Source organism: Frankia sp. CcWB3, assembly GCF_977927595.1.
Map to the genome: position 1 here is coordinate 1,973 of NZ_CDWRCK010000030.1, position 22,096 is coordinate 24,068.

Below are 22,096 nucleotides of genomic sequence, written 5' to 3' on the forward strand. Positions count from 1 at the left end.
CCTGTGGAGGGTTCGAAACGCGCAAGTTATTTCATTTCGACTCCTATAGCCTGCGCGACGCTATCCTAACCAGCAGTGATATGACGGTGTGCCGGAGTCGCGTCACTCTGCGCACAACTGAATCAACGACTTCGCCTGGTTGGCTACCCAATTCGTCTGACCTCGGCGCACCTACGACAGTCGCGTCGCCGGGCACCCCTGCTGGCTATGCCCGGCTGGCACCCGTCACGCGTACCAGCCGGCGTAGATGGTCGCTGTAGACCGCATCGAGCCCGTATCCGGCTAGCCGGGTCAGTGTGGTTGTTCGTTGCGCATCCCACCCGAACACGGCGATACCCAGGTTGTGGAGAACACCGACGATGCCGGCCCGGGGTGGGGTCCATTCACGCGCGCGCAGGTTGAGGGCGGTGACTTCGACGGCCCGGAGTTCATCGCCGTACGCGGTCATTCCGCCACCGGCGACGATATCGCGGATCGACGTCGAGTTCACCAGCCGGACATCGTCATCCAGCGGTCGGTATTTCGCGAGGTCCGTGAGCCCGCCGCACAGCCACAGCCGCCTCGCCGCCTCGCCGCCACCGGCCTCGCGGGCGACGGCGGCGACGGCCGCAGCCGCGTCCGCCCAACTGCCTGGCGGGCCCTTCAGGTCAAGACTGAACTCGAAGGACGTACCCAGCTCCGCGTAGAACTCCGCGAGGGTCGGCAGCCACCCCGGCAGGCGGTCGGCGGTCAGGTCGGGAATCCGCCGACGCCGCCCGGGCGGGCCGAACACACCGTCATGATGCAGGACCGGAACGCCGTCGGCGGTGAGCCAGACGTCCGACTCCAGCCCACTCGCCCCGCCGGCCAGGGCACGACGGAACGCGGGCAGGGAGTTCTCCCGCTGGCCGGGGGCGGGAGAACCACGATGCGCAAAACCGATCATGAAGAGCCGTTGAACGACTGCAGCGCGACGTCGTGGAGATGCCCGTTGGTGGTGAGCACCGTGCCGTGTCCCGGTCCCCGGCGTCCGCCCAGGTCGGTGAACCGGCCGCCGGCCTCCTCGACGATGACCTGGAGCGCGGCCATGTCCCAGAGCGACACCTCGGGTTCGCAGGCGAGGTCCACGGCGCCCTCGGCCACCATCATGTGTGACCAGAAGTCGCCGTAGGCGCGGGTCCGCCAGACCTGGCCGGCGAGGTGGAGGAACTCCTCCAGCCGGTCGGCGGTCTGCCAGCCCTCGACGGAGGCGAAGGACAGGAAGGCGTCACCCAGGCTGGTGACCGAGGAGACCTTCAGGGCACGGGTGTCGCCGGTGGCGTCGCGAGTGAAGGCACCGGTGCCCCGGGCTCCCCACCACCGTCGGCTCATCGCCGGGGCGCTCGCGACCCCGACGACCATCTCGTCGTCCACCTCGAGCCCGAGCAGGGTGCCCCAGACGGGCACGCCGCGCACGAAGTTCTTGGTGCCGTCGACGGGGTCCAGGATCCAGCGCCGGCGGGCGCCCGATCCGACGAGACCCTCCTCCTCGCCGAGCACGGCGTCGCCCGGCCGGGCCACAGCGAGCCGTTCGCGGATCATGGACTCGACGGCGGTGTCGGCGTCGGAGACCGGGGTGTTGTCCGGCTTCGACTCGACATGCAGGTCTACTGCCTGGAATCGGGAAAGAGTGATCCGGTCGGCGGCGTCCGCGAGGCTGAGCGCGAGGGCCAGATCGTCGGCGATGGCGACGGTGTCGGAATCCGCGGTCGGTTCGATGCTCACGGAGGTGGGGTTAGGCGGGGTCACGCCTGCGAGACTACGAGCCGAGCCCCACCGCGCGTCGGTGGTCCCGGGCGGCGGGCACCGGGTGGCGGGGTGAGTGTGACTAATCTCCCGATCTATTGCGATCAAGGCGATGCTCCGCGGGCGCCGAGCAGCCGGCGCAGGCTCGCCAGCCGGGCAGCGTCGGCATGGCCGTCCCGCACCGCCGAGTCCAGGGCGCAGTCGGGGGACGGCGCCAGGTGCTCGCATCCGGGCTGACAGTGCGCGGCGGCCGCGGCGAGGTCCTCGAAGGCCCGCAGCACCCGCTCCGGGGACACCGCGCCGAGCCCGAACGACCGGACACCCGGGGTGTCCACAACAGTGCCCCCTTGGGGCAGCAGCAGTGCGACAGCGGCCGACGAGGTGTGCCGGCCGCGGCCGGTCACGGCGTTGACCTCGCCGATCGCCCGGTCCGCCGCCGGCACTAGCCGGTTCACCAGGGTGGACTTGCCGACCCCGCTGTGCCCGAACAGCACACTGACCCGATTGGTCAGCAGCTCCAGCAGCGCGTGCAGGTCCCCACCGGGGCGCGTGGTCACGACGGGGAGCCCGAGCGGGCGGTACAGCTCGACCAGCGGTGCCGGATCCGCGAGATCCGTCTTGGTCAGGCACAGGACCGGGGAGAGCCTGCCGTCGTAGGCGGCGACCAGGCACCGGTCGATCAGGCCGGGCCGCGGCGGCGGATCGGTGACCGCGCAGACGATGACCAGGACATCGGCGTTCGCGACGATCGGGCGTTCCACCGGATCGCTGTCGTCGGGGGTGCGCCGCAGGACGCTCGTGCGTTCCTCGCGGCGGACGATGCGCGCCAGGAGGCCCGCCGCCCCGGAGACATCCCCCACGAGGGCCACCCGGTCACCGACTATCACGGAGGTCCGGCGCATCGACCCACCGCGCACGGCCGCGACCAGGCGGTCGGCCATCGCGTCGAGTCGGCAGGTGTACCGGCCGCGGTCGACGCCCACCACTACCGCCACAACCGCCTCGGCATGGTCGGGCCGGTCCCGGGTCCGGGGGCGCGATCCCCGGCCCGGCCGGACCCAGACGTCGTCCTCGTCCAGCTCGCGGGCCATCGGACTAGCCGCCGGCGCCGTCGGTCGGACCCGGGGGGCCGCCGGCCCGGCCCGGGGGGCGTCGCGTCGCGCCGCTCATCGGGCCAGCATCGCCGTCCACATCCGGGGGAAGTCCGGCACCGTCTTGCCGGTCGTCGCGATGTCGTCGATGACGATCCCGGGCACCACGAGGCCGACCACCGCGTAGGCCATCGCCAGCCGGTGATCGGCGTGCGGGTCGAGCCGGGCGCCGTGCAGGGGCGCCGGACTGATCGCCAGCCCGTGGTCGGTGACGGTGACCCGTGCGCCCAGGCGACCGAGTTCGAGGGCCAGGGCGGCCAGCCGGTCGGTCTCCTGCAGCCGCAGGTGCGCGATGCCCCGTAGCCGTGACGGCGAGTCGGCGAGCACGGCGAGCGCGGTCAGTGTCGGAGCGGCCTCCCCGAAGTCGGACAGATCGACGTCGATCCCGTGGACGGCGCCGCCACCGGTGATCTCCAGGCCCGCCGGCGTGCGCCGGGCCGTGCCTCCCATCGCCACCAGCAGATCGGGCAGCAGCCGGCCGGGCTGCTCGGTCGACTCCGGCCAGTCCGGGATCACCACCCGCCCGCCGGTGGCGACCGCCGCCGCGAGGAAGGCCGCCGCGCTGTTCATGTCCGGTTCGATGGTCCGGTCCGCGGCGGTCGGCCTGCCCGGTTCGACGCGCCAGCGCCGGGTGCCCGCCACCGGGCCGGCTGCGGGGGAGCGCACGGCGTCGACCTCGACCGTGGCGCCGGCGGCCCGTAGATCCGCGACGGTCATGTCCAGGTAGGGAGCCGATGGCAGCCGGGACCCGCGGTGGACGACCGTCACCCCGGTGTCGTAGCGCGGGGAGGCGAGGAGCAGCCCCGAGACAAGCTGGCTGGAGTGGGAGGCATCCACGATCACCTCGCCGCCGCGCAGCCGCCCTCGGCCGTGCACGGTAAAGGGCATTCGGTCGCCGTCGATCTCGGCGCCGAGCTCGCGCAGCGCGCCGAGCAGCGGGGTGAGTGGGCGCTCGCGCATCCGCGCGTCTCCGTCAAAGACGACATCGCCGCGGGTCAGCGTGGCCAGCGCCGGGGTGAAGCGCGCCACGGTGCCCGCGTTTCCGCACTCCGCGCGCGCGGCGGGTGCGGCGCTCGGCATCGGGTGGCCGTGGACGACCCAGTCGGGCCCCTCGGTGGATACCTCGGTACCCAACGTCCTCAGCACCCCGGCCATCAGCAGGGTGTCGCGGGAGCGCAGCGCACCCCGCAGCCGGGAGGTTCCATTCGCCAGCGCGGCGAGCACGAGTGCCCGGTTCGTGCCGGACTTCGAGCCGGGCACCGCGACGACGGCCTCGACCGGTTGCCGTGCGAGTGGAGCCGGCCACGGATCGGACTGCGTTCCGGTGGCTTCGGTACCCGTCAGGATGCTCACCATGACAGCATGCCGGACGACGGCCCGGGTCAACCGCGTCCTCGCGACATGCGCCGGCCGGCACCCGATTCCCGCCGGTCGGGTCGGGTGCCGGTCGGGTCGGGCGGGCGCGGCGGGAGGCCGGGTGGCGACGAGAAGATCCTTTGAGCGTGCCTATCCGTCGTGCGGCGCGGTGGTGGTGGCCGACCTGGTCCGTCGCGGTGAGATCGCCGCGCAGGAGGCCGTCGATGCCGCGTTCGCCCGCCTGCGCGCGGTGGACGGCGTCCTGCGGGCCTTCACCGAGCTCTGGCCGGAGGAAGCCGGGCGCACGGCCAGCGCGGTGCAACGCGCCCTGGCTCGCGGTGCGGACCTGCCCCTCGCCGGCGTGCCCGTCGCCGTCAAGGCAGGGGAGGGCGTCGACGCCCCCGTGACCCAGAAGCTGATCGCGGCGGGAGCGGTCGCGATCGGAATGACCGCGGTACCGGTGCGGGCCGCGCACGTCTGGCAGACCTGGGGCCACACCAGCCGTGGCCCGACCGTCAACCCGTGGCGGGTCGACCGCGTCCCGGGCGGATCGTCGGCCGGCTCGGCCGCGGCGGTGGCGGCGGGGATCGTCCCGCTCGCCACGGCCAGCGACGGCGCCGGCTCCACCCGCCTCCCGGCGGCCTGGTGTGGAGTGGTCGGCCTCAAACCCACGAACGGACGGCTGCCTACCCGGAACCCGGCCGGGTTCACCGTGCCCGGTCCGATCACCCGGACGGTCGCGGACGCCCAGGCCTGGCTGGAGGTGGTCCTCGGCGACCCCGGGTCGCGCCCCGCGGCCGGCCCGCGCGGCGCGGATCGCGTGCCGGGTGCCGCCTGGTCAGCGACGCTCGGATTCGCCACCCCCGAGCCGGAGGTGGTGGCGGTCAGCCGCGCCGCCGCCGAGCGTCTCGTCCGCGCCGGTGCGCTGACCTGGCGTGTGGTCCCCGTCGAGCTGGAGGATCCGGAGGAGGCGTGGACGGCGCTGCGGGCGACCACCGCGACCACGACCACCGCGACCACCGCGACCACCGCGGCCACGGCCACCGCGGTCACGACGGCCACTGCCCCGGTGGACCGCGGCCGCCGTGACCGGAGCAGCGCGGCGTCGCGGGAGGACAACGACGCCCGGCTCGCGGCCATCCTGGCCCGGGTCGATCTGATCATCACGCCCACTACGCCGAACCGGCCGCATCCGCACAGCGGCCCAGGCCAGACCCGGAGTGTGAGCCTCACCTGGGCGTTCAACCTCAGCGGCCACCCCGCGGTGAGCGTCCCCGCCGGATTCACCGACGACGGCTGCCCGGTTGGCCTCCAGATCGTCGGCCGGCACGGGGACGAGGCCCGGCTCCTGGGAATCGCGGCCGCCCTCGAACGCCTCGCCCCCTGGCCCGCATGGACCGACCGTCGCGCCGGATTTTAGGCGGACCGGCGGGCCGAGGCGATGAGATGGATGCCGATGGACTCACCCTCACGCTCGGCGGAGAGTTCCACCTCCGTGCGTACCAGGGTGGGGAAGCACGAGACGTCCTCGGCGACCGTACGCTTGACCGCCTCTGCGGAGAGCACGGTGCGCGGGCGGATCCAGTCCACGTCGAGCCCTGCGCTGGTCAGCAGCGCCCGAAGTTCCTCAGGCCAGAAACACCGGGTGATCGTTCCGTCTTCCGCCGGCACGAGCACCACGTCCGCCCGCGGGACGTCGGACAGCTCCGCCCAGCGGTGCTGTTCGGCGAGCCGGGCGAGCCCGAGCAGCAGGGAGTCGACGCAGAGCAGCAGCTGGCCGCCCGGCCGCAGCATCCGGTGGATCTCCTCCAGGATGGTCTCGGTGGCGAGGCAGAACGACAGCGCCCGAGCCTCGGCGAGGACGGCGTCGAAGGAACCGGGAGCGAACCAGTCCAGCGAGCGGGCGTCTCCCACCACCGGCAGAAGCGTCCCGGGACCGCTCCCCGGATCGGGCGGCAGGGCGCTGGTGACCACCCGGACGACCTGATGGCCGGTGCTCACCATCTGGCGGGCGAAGCGGGCCCGCGGGCCGGAGACGTCGAGCACCCGCGTGGGCCGGGACGGCAGCCATTCGCGGAGCTGGACCGCCGCGACCTCTTCGTAGAACGCCCAGTATGGGTCGTCACTGTTGGCTGGAGCCTCGCAGACCAGGGTGTTCGCTCGTCCGCGAGACGGACCCGGATCGGCGTCGGGGCCAGGCGGCATGAAACGTTCCTACCCTTCGAGGGGCGATGATGCGAGGTAAGTCACACACTCAAGGCGGAAGTCTGACAGATTCCAGGCTCGACCACGTCGTGTCCTTCCCCGTTCGCGCGGATAGATGCGCGCCGGATTCGCCGTCCACCGCCGCCGGCCCCGGGCAGGTCCCGGGTGATGGACCGCCCACAGCTGTGGACGGCGGGCGGCTGCTGGTGGTTCCCGGCACGACGGAGTCGACGGTGCTCTTCCTGCACGGAGCCGGGACTGGCACGGACACGCCGCTTTTCGTACAACTTGCGGCATATCTCACCTCTGTCGGGGTGCAGGTGGCGCGGCTGGAGATGCCGTACCGCGTCGCCGGACGGCGGGCGCCGGACCGGCCGGCCCGGCTCGACGCGGTCGCGATCGCCGCGGTCGGGGCGCTGGGCCCACCGCGCCTGTTGGCCTTCGCCGGCGCCTCGATGGGATCGTGGGTAGCCGTGCGGGTCGCGGCCGGGCTCGAGGCGTGCGGCGTGCTCGCCCTCGGCTTCCCGATCCAGCCACCGGGAACCACGCCGGCAGGCAGAACCAGGCCGTCGAGGCAGGACGAACTTGACGGCGCGGGCGTCCCGGTGCTCGTCGTCCAGGGCGAGCGGGACTCCTTCGGGCGACCGGTGCCCGATCCGGAGCTCGGCCGCGAGGTCCATCTCGTCGCGGGAGCCGACCACTCCTTCCGGACCCGCCGACAGGATGCGCGTCCGCCCGGCGAGGCCGTGGCCGAAGCGGCCCGGGCCGGCGCATTCTGGCTGCGGGGCCGGCTGCGGGAATCATCCGCGGGCTGACCCGGTTGTGCGGGCAGTCAGCCGACAGTTAACCGGCAGCCCGACGACGTCGTGGAGGCTTCATGACTCCTGGGAGCAGCACCGGCCGGCGGTCCGCGCAGTCGCGGACCGCCGCCGCCTGGCCTTTGCCGAGCGTCGCGCCGATGCGCGCCCCGGCTTTGGCCGGGGTATCGTCCGCTCTGGAAGGACGGTCGCATGTCGCCCGGTCAGGTGTGGTGGACGCGGGGCGGGCCGCCGGGGAGCATGACGGTGAGGAAGTGATCCTGGTCGACGAGACCACCGAGGAGCGAGGCGCCCGTTTCGAGCAGGACGCCCTTCCCTACCTCGACCAGTTGTATGCGGCAGCCCTGCGCATGACCCGTAATCCCGCCGACGCGGAGGATCTCGTGCAGGAGACCTTCGTCAAGGCGTTCGCGGCCTTCCACCAGTTTCAGGCGGGCACGAATCTTAAGGCCTGGCTCTACCGGATTCTGACGAACACGTTCATCAACACGTACCGCAAGCGGCAGCGCCAGCCGCTGCAGAGCCCCACCGAGCAGGTGGAGGACTGGCAGCTCGCCGAGGCGGGGTCGCATACGTCCAGTGGGCTCAAGAGCGCGGAGACCGAGGCGTTGGAACACCTGCCGGACAGCGATATCAAGGACGCCCTGCAGGCACTGCCCGAGGACTTCCGCATGGCGGTGTACCTCGCCGACGTCGAGGGCTTCGCCTACAAGGAGATCGCGGAGATCATGGGTACGCCGATCGGGACCGTGATGTCCCGGTTGCACCGCGGTCGCCGGGGTCTGCGGAAGTCCTTGGAGAAGTATGCCTTGGACCGTGGGCTCGTGGCGGCCGGTTCCGCCGACGGCGAGGGCGGTGCGTCGTGAGCTGCGGCGGTCCACACGAGATCGATTGCCGGAAAGTACTCGACGCGGTCTTTCTGTATCTCGACGGTGAGTGTGAGGGCGGGCAGCAGAATCTGATTCGGGCCCACCTTGACGAATGCTCTCCCTGCCTGCGCGAGTTCGGGGTGGAGCACGAGGTGAAGATGCTCGTCGCCCGCAAGTGCGGCGGGGAGCGGGCGCCCGAGTCGCTGCGGGCGAGCCTGCTCGCCCGGCTGCGGGCCGTCCGGGTGGAGATCGACGCCGCCGAGTACCGGCCGGAGTAGCTGGGGCCGGGTGGAGCATCGGGCTGCCTGGGGGCGGGCCGTGGCAGCCACGGCCCGCCGGGTGGCTCAGGTGTTCGGGCGCTTGCCGTGGTTGGCCTTGTTCTTCGCCCGTGCGCGCCGCTTGCGCTTCTTCTTCGCCATCAGGAATCTTCCTCTGTTCCGCTTCGACGTGCAGTCATCGTGCCAGTCCGCGCCGACGGGAGGTGACCGGCGGGTCCGTCGAGGCCCTCGTCCTCGTCGGCGTCGCCGAACCCGTCCGGTGAGCCATCGCCGAGGTTCCCGCGGGCCGGGGACTGCACCGCCCTGGCATGGCGGCGGGCCTGCAACGTGCGCCACGCCCGCACGGGGGCTATCGCTCCGAACAGTCCCAGCGCCGCGGCGATCGCCACGTCGCCGACGCTGACGACCGCGGGCGTCCAGGGCAGGGGCAGCGGGATGATGTCACTGAGCAGGCGCAGGGTCGTACCGTCCCCGGCCGGCGTGTGAAATGCCGAGGCCAGGATGTCGGAGATCGGTACACCGGCGCGGTCGGCCCCCCACCGCGACACCGGCATCTGGCCGCCGTTCGCGGTGATGACGGCGGCGTTGGAGATGAGACCGGTGACCAGGAGACCGAGTCCGGGCAGGCGGTTGTTCGCGCTGGCGAACAGGGCTGTGACCACGGCGGCCGCGATCCACGCCGGGCCGTGCAGGGCGGGCACGAGTCGGCCGATCGCGAGCACCAGGACCGCCGCGGCGAGCAGCCATGGTCGGGAGACATGGATGCGGGCGAGGGCGCCGAGAGTTCCGCCGTGGGCGAGGCCGACGCCCAGACCGCATAGCAGGGTCAGCACCAGAAGTACGAGCACATGCGTAGTGTGCGGCGTTATGAGCGACAGTCCCAGCACCGGGCGGTCGCGTCGTCTCAGCGTGCCGGCCCGGATACATCCGGGGCCCAGGGACGTTGGTCGGACAGCCTCGGCACACTACGCTCTTGCCAGATTCACCGCCGCTGAAGGGAGCCTGATGGCCGAGGAAGTCCGCGCTGAGATGGTGGCCAACGTCTGGAAGGTCGTCGTCGGTGTGGGAGACCCGGTGAGCGCTGGTGACGCCCTGGTGATCCTCGACTCCATGAAGATGGAGATCCCCGTGATCAGCGAGGACGGCGGGACGGTCGCCCGGATCGCGGTGCAGGAGGGCGACGTCGTCCAGGACGGTGACCTGATCGCCGTGGTCGAGCCGCTCCCCACCGCCTGATCGTCCTTGTCCGGCGGGATAGCGGCTGAGGGATCCGATGCCTCAGGCGATGTCCTAAGGGGACGTAATGAAGTAACAAATACGTGATCGAGAGCATCATCGCAGGTCACAGGCCTGTGGAGGGTTCGAAACGCGCAAGTTATTTCATTTCGACTCCTAAGCTGCCCATTATGGACGCCGCGTTTTGTGACCGTTGCGGTCAGCTGGCCAGCGTGGGCAGCCACGAGGCGTGCCGGCGGGCCCGCGAGCTGGAGCCACCCCGCTACTGTCGAGCCTGCCGGCGGCGGATGGTCGTCCAGGTCACCCCGGTGGGTTGGTCGGCCCGGTGCGCGGAGCATGGGCTGCTCTCGGTCTGAGCTCGTCGGTTACGTCCACCGTCGTCACGCCGACCGCGATCCTGGCCCCGGCCGAGTGCCGGCGGGTCCGGCCAGCCGGGCCGAGGCGTACGAAGACCGCTGCGCGCCCGACCACCGGACTCGGGCTGCGGCGTCGGGTTCATGTCGGGACCAGTCCTGCCGGGGCCAGAGCCGCCGGTTATCGTCGGCGACCAGGGTGGGTAGAGACGCATCCACGTGTGAAGCAGGTCCACCTCCTGCGCGAACGGGAGCATCAGCACCGGGCGCGAACCAGCCGGGCACGAACCAGCGCTGAAGTGGAACGGATGGGGGGCTTAGAGGGTGGCCTGCAGGGACTTGATCGGCATGCTCAGCTCGGCCAGCATCTTCAGGTCGGCCTCCGCGGAGCGGCCCAGCGTCGTCAGATAGTTCCCGACGATCATGGCGTTGATACCACCGAGCATCCCCTGCACGTCGAGATCACCCAGGGTGATCTCGCGTCCGCCGGAGTAGCGCAGGATCGTGCGCGGCATGGCGAGGCGGAACGCCGCGATCGCGCGCAGCGCGTCACGCGGCTCGACCAGCGGAAGATCCCCGAAGGGCGTCCCCGGCCGCGGGTTGAGGAAGTTCAGCGGAACCTCGTCGGGCTCCAGGGCCGCAAGCTGGGCGGCGAGCTCGGCACGCTGCTCGAGGCTCTCGCCGACGCCCAGAATGGCGCCGCAGCACAGCTCCATCCCCGCGGCCCGCACCATCTCACAGATCTCCCACCGCTCCTCCCAGTTGTGGGTGGTGACCACGTTCGGGAAGTGCGAGCGGGCCGTCTCCAGGTTGTGGTTGTAACGGTGCACACCCATCGCCGCGAGTTCGTCGACCTGCGCGGAGGTCAGCATGCCCAGCGAGCAGGCGACGTTGATGTCGACCGCCGCACGGATGGCGGCGACCCCCCTCCCGCACCTGCGCCATGAGCCGGGCGTCCGGGCCCCGCACGGCCGCGACGATGCAGAACTCGGTGGCGCCTGTCGCCGCGGTCTGCCGGGCGGCGTCAACGAGCGAGGGCACGTCTAGCCAGGCGGACCGTACCGGCGAGTCGAACTTGCCGGACTGCGAGCAGAAGTGACAGTCTTCCGGGCATCCGCCGGTCTTGAGGCTGACGATCCCCTCCACCTCGACCTCCGGACCACACCAGCGCATCCGCACCTCGTGGGCCAGGGCGAGCAGATCGGTCAGCGTCTCGTCCGGGAGCCGGAGCACGGCGAGCACGCCGGCCTCGTCCAGCCCTTGTCCGCCCTCGAGGACCTCGCGCCGTGCCACGGTGAGGATGCCGGCACCGTCCTGGTCCGCCGGCGGCCGCGGCGACGCCGGTGCAGGTGCAGGTGCGGTGGGGTGCGCGGTCACGGATCCGGTCACGGACGTGGTCACGGATGCAGTCACAGGGGTCTCCAGACGAGGGTCGGCGGGTGCGGTGGATGCGTGGTGGCGGTGGGCATCGTGGTCGGGACTGATGCACATGCACCCAGGTGCATGCGCACCCATTGTCGAACCGGCGCGCGGATGTGGGGCCGGATTCCCGAACACCATCGAGCCCCGAACACCATCGAGCCCCGAACACCATCGAGCATGGTGGTTATGTCTCGTAGCGAGCCCTGAACTCCTGGGCACGGAACGTGCCGCCCAGTGCCGGTTGCAGCGAGGCACGCGCCACGGCCAGGAACTCGGGCTGGGCCAGCAGGCCGGCTCCCGCCGGGAGGACGCCGGCCAGCGGCCGGGCGGCCAGGCTTTCCAGGTCGGTGAGGTTGCACCGGCAGGCCAGGTCCGGTTCGGCCAGCCAGGACCCGACCACCACACCGACGAGGTCCAGGCCGCGGTGCGCCAGCGCCTCCAGGGTCAGCGCCGTGTCGTTCAGAGCGCCTAGGCCCGCGGCGGTCACGACGAGCACTGGCGCCCGCAGCACCCGGGCCAGGTCGGCGAGGGTGGCGCCGCCCGCGTCGTAGCGGACCAGCAGGCCGCCGGCGCCCTCGACGAGGACGAGATCGCGGCTGTCGGCGAGTATGCCGATCCGGGCGGCGAGCTCGTCGAGGTCGACGGCCCGGTGCCCGGACCTGCGGGCGGCGGTGGCCGGAGCGAGCGGGTCGGGGTAGCGGGCCAGCTCGTGGACGTCGGTAATCCCGGTCAGATCGCGGACGAGGTCGACGTCACCCAGCTCGCCGGGGCCAACACCGGTCTGGGCCGGTTTCACCACCGCGACCGCGCGGCGTCGGTCGTGCGCGAGCGCGCCGATCGCGGCCGTCACCACCGTCTTGCCGACCCCGGTGCCGGTCCCGGTCACCACCAGGACCGTCATCGGGCTAGGACCGTCATCGGGCCAGGACCCCGGCGGCGGCCAGCGCGTCGGTGACGATCGCGAGGTCGGCATCGGTGAGATCGGCCCGGGCGGCGAGGCGCAGCCGGCTGGTCCCGACCGGCACCGTCGGTGGCCGGAAGCAGCCGACGGCCACCCCGTGCCCGCGGCAGGTCGCCGCGGCCGCGGTCGCGGGTTCGGGATCCCCAATGATCACCGAGACGACGGCCCCGGCGGGATCCGGCGCGCCGGTCAGGTCGGCGAGCTGACGGGCCCGGCGCCGGACGGTGCTGGGCAGCTCCGGGTGGGCCCCCAGAAACTCCAGGGCGGCCAGCGCGGCGCCTACGTTCGCCGGGGCGAGGCCGGTGTCGAAGATGAAGCTGCGGGCGGTGTCGATGAGGTGATCGCGCACGGCCACCCCGCCCAGCACCGCACCGCCCTGGCCGCCCAGCGCCTTGGACAGGGTGGCCGTCGCCACCACATCCGGCTTCCCGGCGAGGCCTGTGGCGGCGAGTGCCCCACGACCGGCGGGCCCGACCACCCCGAGCGCATGGGCCTCGTCGACGACCAGGACCGCTCCGTGGACCCGGGCGGCCGCGTGCAGTTCGGTCAGCGGGGCGAGATCGCCGTCCGCGGAGAACACTGACTCGGTCACGACGAGTGCCCGCCGCCAGGGGCGTCCAGCGAGGGCCGCCGCGACCGCGGCCACATCGGCATGCGGCGTCACGACGACGTCCGCCCGGGACAGCCGGCAGGCGTCCACGATCGAGGCGTGGTTCAGCGCGTCCGAGACGACCAGGTCGCCGGGGCCGGCCAGGGCGGTGACCACCGCGAGGTTCGCCGTGTAGCCGGAGGAGAAGACCAGGGCCGAGGCGAATCCGGCGTGCGCGGCGAGCGCGTTCTCCAGCTCCCCGTGCAACGCGGTCGTCCCGGTCACGAGCCGGCTCCCGCTGGCCCCGGCACCCCAGGCGCGCAGGGCGCGGATCCCGCCGTCGACGACCGCCGGATGACGACCGAGCCCGAGGTAGTCGTTGCCCGCGAGATCGACGAGCACGCCCGCGCCCGGCTTGTCCGGGCCGCCCCGCGGGCGTAGCTCGCGGCGCAGCCCGGCGGCGACCCGGGCCCGGGCGTGGCCCGCGAGCCAGGCGAGCGGCGCGGCCGCCGCGGCATCATCGACGGTCACGAGGGCCAGCGTACGGGTATCGACCACTGTGATGGGGTGCCCGCCACCTCACGAACCCGGCCGGTCTGGCAGTCTGCGAGCCGTGGGAACCCTCGCCGACATGCTGCGCGCGAGCACGGATCTCAGCGACGACGACATCGACCACCTGCACGCGCTCGTCGCGGACTGGGCTCTGCTCGCCGACCTCTCCTTCGCTGATCTGTTGCTGCTCGTGCCTGTCCGCTCCGGCTCGGGGGCCAGTCGGGGCGGCCACGCCAGCGGAGCCGAATTCCTCGTCGTGGCCCAGGTCCGTCCCACCACCGGTCCGACCGCGTACCACAACGACGAGGTCGGCAGCGTCGTGATCAATCGCTGGGTGGTCCAGAACGCCTGGCGGGAACACCGGATCGCGCGGGAGGGCGAGCCCGAGTGGGACGGCGGGGTCCCGGTGCGGACCGAGGCGATCCCGGTCCGGCGGGGTGACGAGGTGATCGCCGTCCTCGCCCGGGACACCAACCTCGCGACCACCCGGACGCCGAGCGCGCTGGAGTCGGCTTATCTGCAGGGTGCCAACAACCTGGCCCTGATGATCGCCGAGGGCGCCTTTCCGTTCCGCGGCAGCTCGGCGGAGCTTCCCGAGTCCCCCCGGGTGGGCGACGGCATGATGCGGCTCGACGGCGCCGGAAAGGTGATCTTCGCGAGCCCGAACGCGCTCTCGGCGTACCGCCGGCTCGGCTACACCGGCAATGTCACGGGCGAGGACCTCCGCTCCGTGCACCGGGCGCTGAACCTGTCCGCCGCGACCCCGGCGGTCTGGCACGCGCTCGGCCGGCGTCGGCCGGTGGAGGTGGAAGCCGCGGTCGGGAGCACGGTGGTGCTCTTGCGGGCGATCCCGCTCTTTCCCGGGGCGACCCGGGAGGTGCTGGTACTCGTCCGGGACGTCTCCGAGCTGCGTCGCCGCGAGGCGCTGCTGCTGAGTAAGGACGCGACGATCCGTGAGATTCATCACAGAGTCAAGAACAATCTACAGACCGTAGCCGCCCTGCTGCGGTTGCAGATGCGGCGGACGAAGGCCGACGAGGCGCGCTCGGCGCTGCGGGAGTCGGTGCGCCGGGTCACCTCGATCGCGGTCGTGCACGAGACGCTGTCCCAGAGTCTGGGGGAGAGCGTGCCGTTCGACGAGATCGCCGACCAGATCACCTCGGTCACGGTGGATCTGGCCTCCACCGGGGCTCGGGCGAACACCCGCCGGACCGGGTCGTTCGGGCGGCTTCCCGGCGAACTCGCCACCCCGTTGGCTCTTGTGCTTTCCGAACTTCTACAGAATGCTGTAGAACATGCGTTCGACGGCTTGGCGGGTTCCATCGAGATCCGGGTCAGCCGCCTGGCAGACCGGCTTGATGTCGTCGTGGCCGACGACGGTGCCGGGCTGCCCGAGGACTTCCAGCTCGAGCACTCGCCAAGGCTGGGGTTGCAGATCGTCCGCCAGCTGGTGCTGGGCGAGATGCACGGCACCATCCGGCTCCAAGCCGGTCCAGAGTGCGGGACGGAGGCGCTCCTGTCGATCCCACTTTCTGAAAGTTGAGTGTTTAGGGTGCCCGGGAGGGGGTATCCCCCAAGATGTGTCCCTCGTCCATGGCCGTCGTGCCGATGTGGCGTGCTCGTGGGGGCCCGGGTCGGGAGCGTCCCGGGCGGTGGCTCGCCTGAGCGGGCCCGATCGCCGGGAGGCGCGGTCGGGGGCGGAAAACATTACGGCCGCCCCGTCCGCGTCGCGCCGCATTGCTGCGGCGGGCGCGCGGACAGAACGGCCGATGCTGCTGCCAGCTACCCCCGTGCTGCGGTACGGGTTGTGGCATGACCTCATGCGGCGACCACTGTGGTCCGCCGGTGCCGGTTCCGGCGGGCAGGGCCTGCCGCGAGCGGGTGTTGTTGTTCGGACCCGGGACGTGGTGCCGGGTCCTCGGGCGCTGTCGGCCCGCCGTCGGGGACGGTCTTGCGGTCAGGCGGTTCGAACCCGGAGTCGGACCTGGCGCTTAAGCGCCCGGCGTTCGTCCTCGCTCATCCCGCCCCAGACACCGGAGTCCTGCCCGGTGTCCAGTGCCCAGTTGAGGCAGTCACTCGTGACTGCGCACCGCGCGCAAACGGCCTTTGCCTCTTCGACCTGGCGTTCCGCCGGACCGGTTGTACCGATCGGGAAGAAGAGCTCGGGATCCTCGTCACGGCAGAGCGCTCTGTGGCGCCAGTCCATGCGTACAACTCCCTCTCTCGTCTCGGGCCACACTGCACATGAGACGCTTTGTGAGCCGCTACGGTTGTGCCGAGGTAAAAATAAATTGAGCAGGATGTCTGCTCGGCCTCGGCGGCGGGCCGTAGAGCGGGTTGCCGGGTGTCGGTGAGCCCGGGTGCACGTGCATCCACCTCGGACATTCGCCACCCTCCCACCCGAACAGGCAACGGCGCAAGAACCTGCAAGCCTCTTCACAGCCTGGCTGGCCTGCACTTGTCCGGCAGGGACACAGGCGGACCACGGGGGGCGACCGTCTCCTTAGCTGGCCGAAGTGTCACGGGAGCCCCGATTGCCAGGGGATGTCACACTCCGTCGCACCGATCGTCACCGGTGCGGCCGGTGGGCGGCCCGGATCCTCGGCGATCAAGCCGCCGATGTCAGGCCAGTCGGTCATGGATCCGTTCTGTGTTGTCCGGGGGCTGCCCGAGGGCTGTCTGAGGGCTGCTCCGGCGCCGGTGTGCGCCGTCATCCCGGCCCGATCTGACCCGCTCGCGCCGCCGGAGCTGGCAGGGTTGGAGCATGGAGGTTCTCGGTCATCGTGGCAGCAGGGTTCCCGGCCCGGAGAACACGGTCGAGGCGGTGGATGCCGCGTTGCGGGTGGGCGCCGACGGTGTCGAGGTCGACGTGCGGCGCAGCGCGGACGGCGACCTGGTCTGCGTGCACGACGCGCGGCTGTCCCGCCCCGCCGGCCGGGCGGTGGTCCGGCGGACCACGGCGGCGCTGCGGGCCCGGGGCATTCCCCTGCTCGATGAGATCCTTGACGTGTGGGATCGTCGCGGTCGGCTCATCTGTGAGATCAAGAACCAGCCCGGGCAGCCGGACTTCGACGCACCCCGGGAGCAGACCGCGCGCCGGCTCGCCGAGACGCTGCGGGCCCGGGGATGGGCCGGCCGCCGGCCGGACGCCGCCGACCTCGACGCCGGTGCCGGCGGCATCACGGTGTCGTCGTTCGACTGGTTCGCCATCGAGGCGGTGCGTGACGCCGGCCTCGCGGTCACGACGGCGTTCCTCACCATGCCCCGGATGTCGGTGAGCGGCGGCCTCGCCTACGCACGGTCGGCGGGCCACACCGAACTGCATGTGCACACCAGCGCGGTGCTCGGCACCTCCGACGCGGCTGGACGGGCGCGCGAGGCCGGCGTCCGGTTGATCACCTGGACGGTGACCAGCGTCGAGGACGCCCGGCGGATCCGCGACGCGGGCGTCACCGGGGCGATCTGCGACGACCCCGTGGAGATCCGCCAGGCACTGTCCCGGCCGGACGGGACCCCCACCACGGCGCTCGACGCCTGAGCGGACATTCTCCCGGGCGGGCAGCCGTCAGGCGACGACGCGCAGCGCGTGCGGATGGTGGGTCAGCAGCACCTCGGAGAACATCCCGAGATACTCGCCGTCCATCTGCACCGGCAGGGGTGTGTCCGTGGAGAAGCGAATCGACGACGTGTCGTGGCGGCGCACCACGTTGCGACCGCGCGGACCCTCGCCGTCGGTGAGTATCCGTGCGGCGGCCCACAGCACGCTGGGCAACCGCACCCGCCGCAGCGCGAGGAGGTCCAGACCGGTGTCGAAGGACGCGTCCGGGCAGGCGAGGACGGGACGGGAGTTGAGGTAGGTCCACGGGCGGGTGTTGCAGACGATGCAGAAGGCGATGTGCTCCTCGGCCCGCCCGCCCGCTGGGCCGGTGCTCCCGGGGTCGAGGGCCGAGCCGGCGTCGGTGGTCGTCAGGGTGATGGGCGAACCGCGGCGGTCGGTGCCGTGGAGGATCTGACCCGCCGCGGTCCGCAGGAACAGGCCGGCGGTGTTGCGCCTGCCCTCGCCACGCTTCTCCTCGACCCGCGCGACGACCTGGGCATCCAGACCGATGCCGAAACAGAACGTGAACCAGCGCCGTTCGTCGCCGTACTGAGCCTGGCCGAGGCTGATCCGCCGGGTGCGGCCCTCGCGGAGCGCGCGCAGCAGCTCGCCGGTCGCCTCCACCGGTGACGCAGAGTAGCCTAGCGCGCGGGCGAAGACGTTGGTGCTGCCACCCGGGACCACGGCGAACGCTGGGCCGCCCGGTACCGGACCGTTCTGGAGCAGTCCGTTGATGATCTCGTTGACGGTACCGTCCCCACCGAGCGCAATCACCACGTCGACGCCGAGTTCGACCGCTCTGGCCCCCAGCTCCACCCCGTGCGCCCGCCCCTTGGTGACCACAGTCTCCAGGGCGAGGTCCGCGGCGAGCGCGCTGGCGAGGACGTCACGAACACGTTCGGTCGTAGCAGTGGCGACGGGGTTGACGACCAACAGCCCTCGCATGCCTCCACCGTAGTCCGCCTGGTCATCCGGGTCGCCGGCTGGGAAAACTCTCACACCGTTGGAATCCGGCGGACACCTCGCGAAGTGCGACGGGTGATGGCGCGGTGGACACCGTCCGGAGGGTCCCCGGGGGCACTGGCCGACGGCCCCGGGAACGCCGACGGCCCCGGAAACGTAGTGTCGGGGATATGGGATCCACGAGTCATCCCGATCAGCCGGCGGCCGGCCGCTTCGGCACACTGCGGCAGGCTGCTCGCGCGGCGTCCGTGCCCACTCGGGTGGCGTCCGTCCTGCTCGCCATCGAGGCGCTGACCCTGCTGGCCCTCGGAATCCTGCAGGTGCTGCGCGGCTTCGGGCCGGACATCGACGACGTGGGTCGTGCCGAGAGCGGTGGGGTGCTCGCCATCGTCGGCGGGCTCGGTGTGGCGGTCCTCGCGGGAGGCGTGCTGCGCAACGGCGCATCCTTCCGCTCGCCCACCCTGGTCGTGCAGATCCTGTGCCTGCCGGTGGCGTGGGGGCTGGTGCAGTCCGGCCGCTACGGCTACGGCATCCCGCTGCTCGTCGTGCCCCTTGTCATCGTCGTCGCGTTGCTGCTGGCCGGTGGGCTCGGGCCGGCGGTCCCGCCTCGGCGCGGCGGCGGGACCGGGTGACGGGTCCGCTCAGCCGTCCTCGAGCAGGCCGCGCCGCAGTTGGGCCAGGGTCCGAGCCAGGAGCCGGGACACATGCATCTGGGAGATGCCGAGTTCGGTCGCGATCTGGGACTGGGTCATGTTGCCGAAGAACCGCAGCAGCAGGATGCGCTTCTCCCGCGGTGGGAGCTTCTCCAACAGCGGCTTGAGGGACTCGCGGTACTCGACGCCCTCCAGGGACTCGTCCTGGACGCCGAGGGTGTCCGCGACGGCGGGTGCCTCGTCGTCGCCGGAGTCCGGCGCGTCGAGGGAGACCGCCGAGTAGGCGTTCGCCGACTCCAGCCCCTCGAGGACGTCCTCTTCGCTCATCTGCAGATGCCGGGCGATCTCACTCACCGTGGGGGAGCGGCCCAGTGTCTGGGAGAGCTCGGAGGTCGCCTTCGTCAGGGAGAGTTTGAGCTCCTGAAGGCGGCGGGGGACCCGGATGGCCCAGCCTTTGTCCCGGAAGTGCCGCTTGATCTCACCGACAATGGTCGGGGTGGCGTAGGTCGAGAACTCCACCCCACGTTCCGGATCGAATCGGTCCACCGATTTGATCAATCCGATGGTGGCCACCTGGATGAGGTCGTCGAGCGGCTCGCCCCGGTTGCGAAAACGGCGGGCGAGGTACTCCACCAGCGGCAGGTGCATCCGGACGAGCTGATCGCGGACGGCGGAGCGTTCGGGATCGTCCTCGGGTAGCTCGGCGAGGCGGACGAACAGCGTGCGGGCCAAGGCCCGGTCGGGCGAATGCGCGCGGTCGGGCCGATCGCTCTCCCCGTCGATCGCCGTACCGTCCACCGCCGGGTTCGGTAGTGCCTGGGTCGTCACCTCGGGGCCGAGATCGCTGTCGATCCCCGGGTGGTCGTCGAGCACGGATCCCCGTTGACTCAACGCCGCTACCGGGTCCACGGTGGACACCGGGTCATGATCAGATGCGTCGCGACCGGATACGTCGTGATCAGGTACCGTGCGCGGTGGGGTCGGAGTTCTCCCGGTCGGCGTCACGACGTACCTACCGTGTCGCCCAATGGAGTCTCTCTGGACGCACCCGACCCCCGGACGTGGCCGGCCGGAGGCTCACCGAGGCTGGCGCGCACGCCCCTGCGCTTCTGCAGGGCAATGCTCACCCGGGACCCCGGGCCCGTCGAGGTCTGCACGTCGCTCGCCAGCGCCTTGAGCACGGTCCAGGCAAAGGTGTCCTCGGAGGGCTGCTCGCCGTCCAGGCTCTCGACCGTCACCAAGACGTGCATTACCCCCGGCGAGAGGGTGAACGTGCAGTCCAGCGAGGAACCCGGCACGGCCGAGACGAGCAGCAGGGCGCACGCCTCGTCCACGGCGATCCGGAGATCCTCGATGTCGTCGAGAGTGAAGTCGAGGCGGGCCGCCAGCGAGGCCGTCGCCGTGCGCAGGACGGTGAGGTAGGCGCTCGCGGCGGGCAGGGTGAGCGCAACCACGTCGCGTAGGCCGCCTGAGTGGGCGGTTTGGCTGTCGATGGTGTCGGAGCTCTCCGCGCCGCCGGTCGAAGGCGTCGGATCCACGTTCCTACCCCCAAAGAGCCTGCGTCGTGCGAGGACGGCGCCTCGCGGGTGTCCTGCCGACCAAGATCGATCAGATGATGATATTCTCGGCGGTTGCTCTCCCACCCGTCGACGGGTCGAGTATTCCGCTCCCGACCATGACGTCCCGCATGGGCGGATGGTTTCCGCTCCGTCGGCGGCCGGGCGGCGGCCACCGACTCCACCGTACCCAGCCGCCGATGGGTACCGCAGGTCGGGTGATCGTAAGCTGCTGCATCCGGCCTGTCTGGCCGTCGCCGGCTCTGGCGGTGCGGCTCAGGTAGTGCCGGCTCTGGCGGTGCCGGCCGCAGCGCTGCCGGCCGCATCGCTGCCGGCACCGACGCCGGCCAGTGCGGTGATGGCGCCGGCGCCCAGGCGCCAGGTCGTCCAGCCCTCGATCGGCCCCGCGCCGAGGGAGCGGTAGAACGCCTGCGCCGGGGCGTTCCAGTCCAGTACCGCCCATTCCATGCGCCGGTAGCCGCGGTCGGCGCAGATCGCCGCGAGAGTGGTGAGCAGGGCCTGCCCGTGACCACGGCGGCGGTGGCCCGGCCGGACGAACAGATCAACGAGGTACATCCCGGTCTGGCCGGTCCAGGTGGAGAAGGTCGGGTGCCAGAGCGCGAAGCCGACGACCTGTGGTGGGGTGACGACCTGTGGTGGGGTGGAGTCGCCGGTAGGGTGGTCTGCGGTGGCCACCAGGCAGTGGGCGGCCGGCACCGGTCCGAACAGGGCCGTGTCGAGATCGGCGGGCGTCATGGCGACGGCGGCCGGCTCCTTCTCGTACGCGGCGAGTTCGGTGACCAGGTGGTGGACGACCTTGACGTCTCCGGGGCCGGCCACCCGGATCACCGGATGTCCCCGGCGGCGCTCGCCGAGCGGAGTTCGGCGTACAGGGCCCGGCAGGCGCGATAGTCGGGCAGCAGGCCAGCCGCCTCCGCCTCCTTGAGTGACGGCGCCGCGGTGTCCTTGTCGGACAGCAACGGTACGAGATCGTCGGGCCAGGGCAGCGCGAGATCGGGGTCGAGTGGGTGGACCCCGTACTCGCGCCCGGGGGTGTACGGGGTCGAGCACAGGTAGGAGATCGCGGCGTTGTCGGTGAGCGCCATGAAGGCGTGTCCGAGACCCTCCGCGACATACAGGCCCCGCCGGTCGACGTCGTCGAGGACGACCGCCGCGAACGTCCCGTAGGTCGGTGAGCCGACCCTGATGTCGACGACGCAGTCCAGCACCCGGCCGTGCACGCACGTCACGTACTTCGCCTGACTGGGGGGGACCTGCGCGTAGTGCACCCCGCGCAGCGTGCCGGCCCGGCTCACGCTGTGGTTGGCCTGCGACAGGGTGAGCGGATGTCCCACCGCCTCGGCGAGAGCATCCGAGCGGAACCACTCCAGGAAGGTCCCGCGGCTGTCGGAGTGCTGACGTGGGGTGAACACCCAGGCGTCCGGAACCGATAGTTCGCTGATCTCCACGTGTGCGAAGGTACCGGTTCGCTCCCGCGCCTCCCAGAACGCCGGACCACGCGTCGGACCCGAGCCGGCCCCGGACTCCGGCCGTGACGGAGGGGCCGCGGTGAAGTAGGTGACAAATTCCACCCGCTTCTCCCGCTCCTTGGTGTCGGTGAAAGAGGACATAGGAGTCGAAATGAAATAACTTGCGCGTTTCGAACCCTCCACAGGCCTGTGACCTGCGATGATGCTCTCGATCGCGTATTTGTTACTTCATTACGTCCCCATAGCGATGTCGTAACAACCGGACGCGGGTCATGGGGGCTC

The 22,096-nt window shown here is 71.5% G+C and carries 24 protein-coding genes and 1 pseudogene; 9 read left to right on the forward strand and 16 right to left on the reverse strand.

Annotated features, from left to right (window positions below; translation table 11 throughout):
• Window positions 1-205: 205 nt before the first annotated feature.
• The 4 genes from ACY5KJ_RS04315 to aroA form a co-directional block, all read right to left on the reverse strand.
• On the reverse strand, window positions 206-925 hold the full coding sequence (locus ACY5KJ_RS04315; protein WP_462186210.1) for a glycerophosphodiester phosphodiesterase: 720 nt from the start codon (window positions 923-925) through the stop codon (window positions 206-208).
• Window positions 922-1,767, reverse strand: coding sequence for a histidinol-phosphatase (gene hisN / locus ACY5KJ_RS04320; RefSeq protein WP_462186211.1), 846 nt, complete (start codon window positions 1,765-1,767; stop codon window positions 922-924). Before hisN ends, ACY5KJ_RS04315 begins: the two co-directional genes overlap by 4 nt.
• A gap of 101 nt (window positions 1,768-1,868) precedes the next feature.
• Window positions 1,869-2,855 (reverse strand): ribosome small subunit-dependent GTPase A, encoded by a 987-nt coding sequence (gene rsgA / locus ACY5KJ_RS04325; RefSeq protein WP_462186212.1) that lies wholly within the window; start codon window positions 2,853-2,855, stop codon window positions 1,869-1,871.
• Between the two features lie 75 nt (window positions 2,856-2,930).
• Entirely contained in the window at window positions 2,931-4,271 is a 1,341-nt protein-coding gene (gene aroA / locus ACY5KJ_RS04330; RefSeq protein ID WP_462186213.1) for a 3-phosphoshikimate 1-carboxyvinyltransferase, read from the reverse strand.
• A gap of 121 nt (window positions 4,272-4,392) precedes the next feature.
• Between aroA and ACY5KJ_RS04335 the strand changes: the two genes are divergently transcribed.
• Window positions 4,393-5,691, forward strand: a complete 1,299-nt coding sequence (locus ACY5KJ_RS04335; protein ID WP_462202838.1) for an amidase — start codon at window positions 4,393-4,395, stop codon at window positions 5,689-5,691.
• Here the strand turns inward: ACY5KJ_RS04335 and ACY5KJ_RS04340 are convergent.
• Window positions 5,688-6,476 carry a methyltransferase domain-containing protein gene (locus tag ACY5KJ_RS04340; protein ID WP_462186215.1) on the reverse strand — a complete coding sequence of 263 codons (789 nt, stop codon included), beginning with the start codon at window positions 6,474-6,476 and terminating at the stop codon, window positions 5,688-5,690. The two genes, ACY5KJ_RS04335 and ACY5KJ_RS04340, sit on opposite strands and share 4 nt — an antisense overlap.
• A gap of 185 nt (window positions 6,477-6,661) precedes the next feature.
• Here ACY5KJ_RS04340 and ACY5KJ_RS04345 point away from each other — a divergent pair, with 185 nt between their 5' ends.
• The 3 genes from ACY5KJ_RS04345 to rsrA all read left to right on the forward strand — a co-directional run bounded on the left by ACY5KJ_RS04345 (window position 6,662) and on the right by rsrA (window position 8,441).
• Window positions 6,662-7,291: an alpha/beta hydrolase family protein gene (locus ACY5KJ_RS04345; RefSeq protein ID WP_462186216.1), complete on the forward strand. Its 630-nt coding sequence runs from the start codon at window positions 6,662-6,664 to the stop codon at window positions 7,289-7,291.
• 62 nt (window positions 7,292-7,353) lie between these two features.
• Window positions 7,354-8,160 (forward strand): sigma-70 family RNA polymerase sigma factor, encoded by an 807-nt coding sequence (locus tag ACY5KJ_RS04350; RefSeq protein WP_462186217.1) that lies wholly within the window; start codon window positions 7,354-7,356, stop codon window positions 8,158-8,160.
• On the forward strand, window positions 8,157-8,441 hold the full coding sequence (rsrA, locus tag ACY5KJ_RS04355) for a mycothiol system anti-sigma-R factor (RefSeq protein WP_462186218.1): 285 nt from the start codon (window positions 8,157-8,159) through the stop codon (window positions 8,439-8,441). The genes ACY5KJ_RS04350 and rsrA overlap by 4 nt, the downstream gene beginning before the upstream one ends.
• A gap of 66 nt (window positions 8,442-8,507) precedes the next feature.
• Here the strand turns inward: rsrA and ACY5KJ_RS04360 are convergent, their stop codons facing one another.
• Both ACY5KJ_RS04360 and ACY5KJ_RS04365 read right to left on the reverse strand, forming a co-directional pair.
• Window positions 8,508-8,582, reverse strand: coding sequence for a 50S ribosomal protein bL37 (locus ACY5KJ_RS04360; RefSeq protein WP_369807823.1), 75 nt, complete (start codon window positions 8,580-8,582; stop codon window positions 8,508-8,510).
• A complete protein-coding gene (locus tag ACY5KJ_RS04365; protein ID WP_462186219.1) occupies window positions 8,582-9,289 on the reverse strand; it encodes a DUF5317 domain-containing protein in 708 nt (235 codons plus the stop codon). The genes ACY5KJ_RS04360 and ACY5KJ_RS04365 overlap by 1 nt, the downstream gene beginning before the upstream one ends.
• A gap of 157 nt (window positions 9,290-9,446) precedes the next feature.
• Here ACY5KJ_RS04365 and ACY5KJ_RS04370 point away from each other — a divergent pair, with 157 nt between their 5' ends.
• The gene (locus tag ACY5KJ_RS04370) at window positions 9,447-9,677 is read left to right on the forward strand and encodes a biotin/lipoyl-binding carrier protein (protein ID WP_462186220.1); all 231 of its coding nucleotides are present in this window, start codon (window positions 9,447-9,449) and stop codon (window positions 9,675-9,677) included.
• A 170-nt stretch (window positions 9,678-9,847) separates the two neighbouring features.
• Entirely contained in the window at window positions 9,848-10,033 is a 186-nt protein-coding gene (gene bsaP, locus ACY5KJ_RS04375) for a biotin synthase auxiliary protein BsaP (protein ID WP_076806814.1), read from the forward strand.
• Between the two features lie 314 nt (window positions 10,034-10,347).
• On the opposite strand, the pseudogene bioB reads toward bsaP, so the two are convergent.
• From bioB to ACY5KJ_RS04390, 3 genes and pseudogenes are all read right to left on the reverse strand, one after another.
• Window positions 10,348-11,419, reverse strand: a pseudogene (gene bioB / locus ACY5KJ_RS04380) (biotin synthase BioB).
• A 217-nt stretch (window positions 11,420-11,636) separates the two neighbouring features.
• Window positions 11,637-12,353 (reverse strand): dethiobiotin synthase, encoded by a 717-nt coding sequence (gene bioD, locus ACY5KJ_RS04385; RefSeq protein WP_462186230.1) that lies wholly within the window; start codon window positions 12,351-12,353, stop codon window positions 11,637-11,639.
• Window positions 12,354-12,366: 13 nt separating this feature from the next.
• A complete protein-coding gene (locus ACY5KJ_RS04390; RefSeq protein ID WP_462186221.1) occupies window positions 12,367-13,533 on the reverse strand; it encodes an 8-amino-7-oxononanoate synthase in 1,167 nt (388 codons plus the stop codon).
• A 100-nt stretch (window positions 13,534-13,633) separates the two neighbouring features.
• Here ACY5KJ_RS04390 and ACY5KJ_RS04395 point away from each other — a divergent pair, with 100 nt between their 5' ends.
• Window positions 13,634-15,097, forward strand: a complete 1,464-nt coding sequence (locus ACY5KJ_RS04395; RefSeq protein WP_462186231.1) for a sensor histidine kinase — start codon at window positions 13,634-13,636, stop codon at window positions 15,095-15,097.
• Window positions 15,098-15,511: 414 nt separating this feature from the next.
• Here ACY5KJ_RS04395 and ACY5KJ_RS04400 read toward each other — a convergent pair whose 3' ends face one another.
• Window positions 15,512-15,760, reverse strand: coding sequence for a WhiB family transcriptional regulator (locus tag ACY5KJ_RS04400; protein WP_011438134.1), 249 nt, complete (start codon window positions 15,758-15,760; stop codon window positions 15,512-15,514).
• A gap of 558 nt (window positions 15,761-16,318) precedes the next feature.
• On the opposite strand from ACY5KJ_RS04400, the gene ACY5KJ_RS04405 reads away from it, so the two are divergent.
• Window positions 16,319-17,092, forward strand: a complete 774-nt coding sequence (locus ACY5KJ_RS04405) for a glycerophosphodiester phosphodiesterase (RefSeq protein ID WP_462186222.1) — start codon at window positions 16,319-16,321, stop codon at window positions 17,090-17,092.
• 27 nt (window positions 17,093-17,119) lie between these two features.
• Here ACY5KJ_RS04405 and ACY5KJ_RS04410 read toward each other — a convergent pair whose 3' ends face one another.
• Window positions 17,120-18,097 (reverse strand): diacylglycerol/lipid kinase family protein, encoded by a 978-nt coding sequence (locus ACY5KJ_RS04410; protein WP_462186223.1) that lies wholly within the window; start codon window positions 18,095-18,097, stop codon window positions 17,120-17,122.
• Window positions 18,098-18,285: 188 nt separating this feature from the next.
• On the opposite strand from ACY5KJ_RS04410, the gene ACY5KJ_RS04415 reads away from it, so the two are divergent.
• Window positions 18,286-18,747, forward strand: a complete 462-nt coding sequence (locus ACY5KJ_RS04415; protein ID WP_462186224.1) for a hypothetical protein — start codon at window positions 18,286-18,288, stop codon at window positions 18,745-18,747.
• A 9-nt stretch (window positions 18,748-18,756) separates the two neighbouring features.
• Here ACY5KJ_RS04415 and ACY5KJ_RS04420 read toward each other — a convergent pair whose 3' ends face one another.
• From ACY5KJ_RS04420 to ACY5KJ_RS04435, 4 genes are all read right to left on the reverse strand, one after another.
• Window positions 18,757-19,773, reverse strand: a complete 1,017-nt coding sequence (locus ACY5KJ_RS04420; RefSeq protein ID WP_462186225.1) for an RNA polymerase sigma factor SigF — start codon at window positions 19,771-19,773, stop codon at window positions 18,757-18,759.
• Window positions 19,770-20,306, reverse strand: coding sequence for an ATP-binding protein (locus tag ACY5KJ_RS04425; RefSeq protein WP_462186226.1), 537 nt, complete (start codon window positions 20,304-20,306; stop codon window positions 19,770-19,772). The genes ACY5KJ_RS04420 and ACY5KJ_RS04425 overlap by 4 nt, the downstream gene beginning before the upstream one ends.
• A 294-nt stretch (window positions 20,307-20,600) precedes the next feature.
• Window positions 20,601-21,173: an N-acetyltransferase family protein gene (locus ACY5KJ_RS04430; RefSeq protein ID WP_462186227.1), complete on the reverse strand. Its 573-nt coding sequence runs from the start codon at window positions 21,171-21,173 to the stop codon at window positions 20,601-20,603.
• Window positions 21,170-21,793 (reverse strand): dTDP-4-dehydrorhamnose 3,5-epimerase family protein, encoded by a 624-nt coding sequence (locus ACY5KJ_RS04435; RefSeq protein ID WP_462186232.1) that lies wholly within the window; start codon window positions 21,791-21,793, stop codon window positions 21,170-21,172. Before ACY5KJ_RS04435 ends, ACY5KJ_RS04430 begins: the two co-directional genes overlap by 4 nt.
• Window positions 21,794-22,096 lie beyond the last annotated feature (303 nt).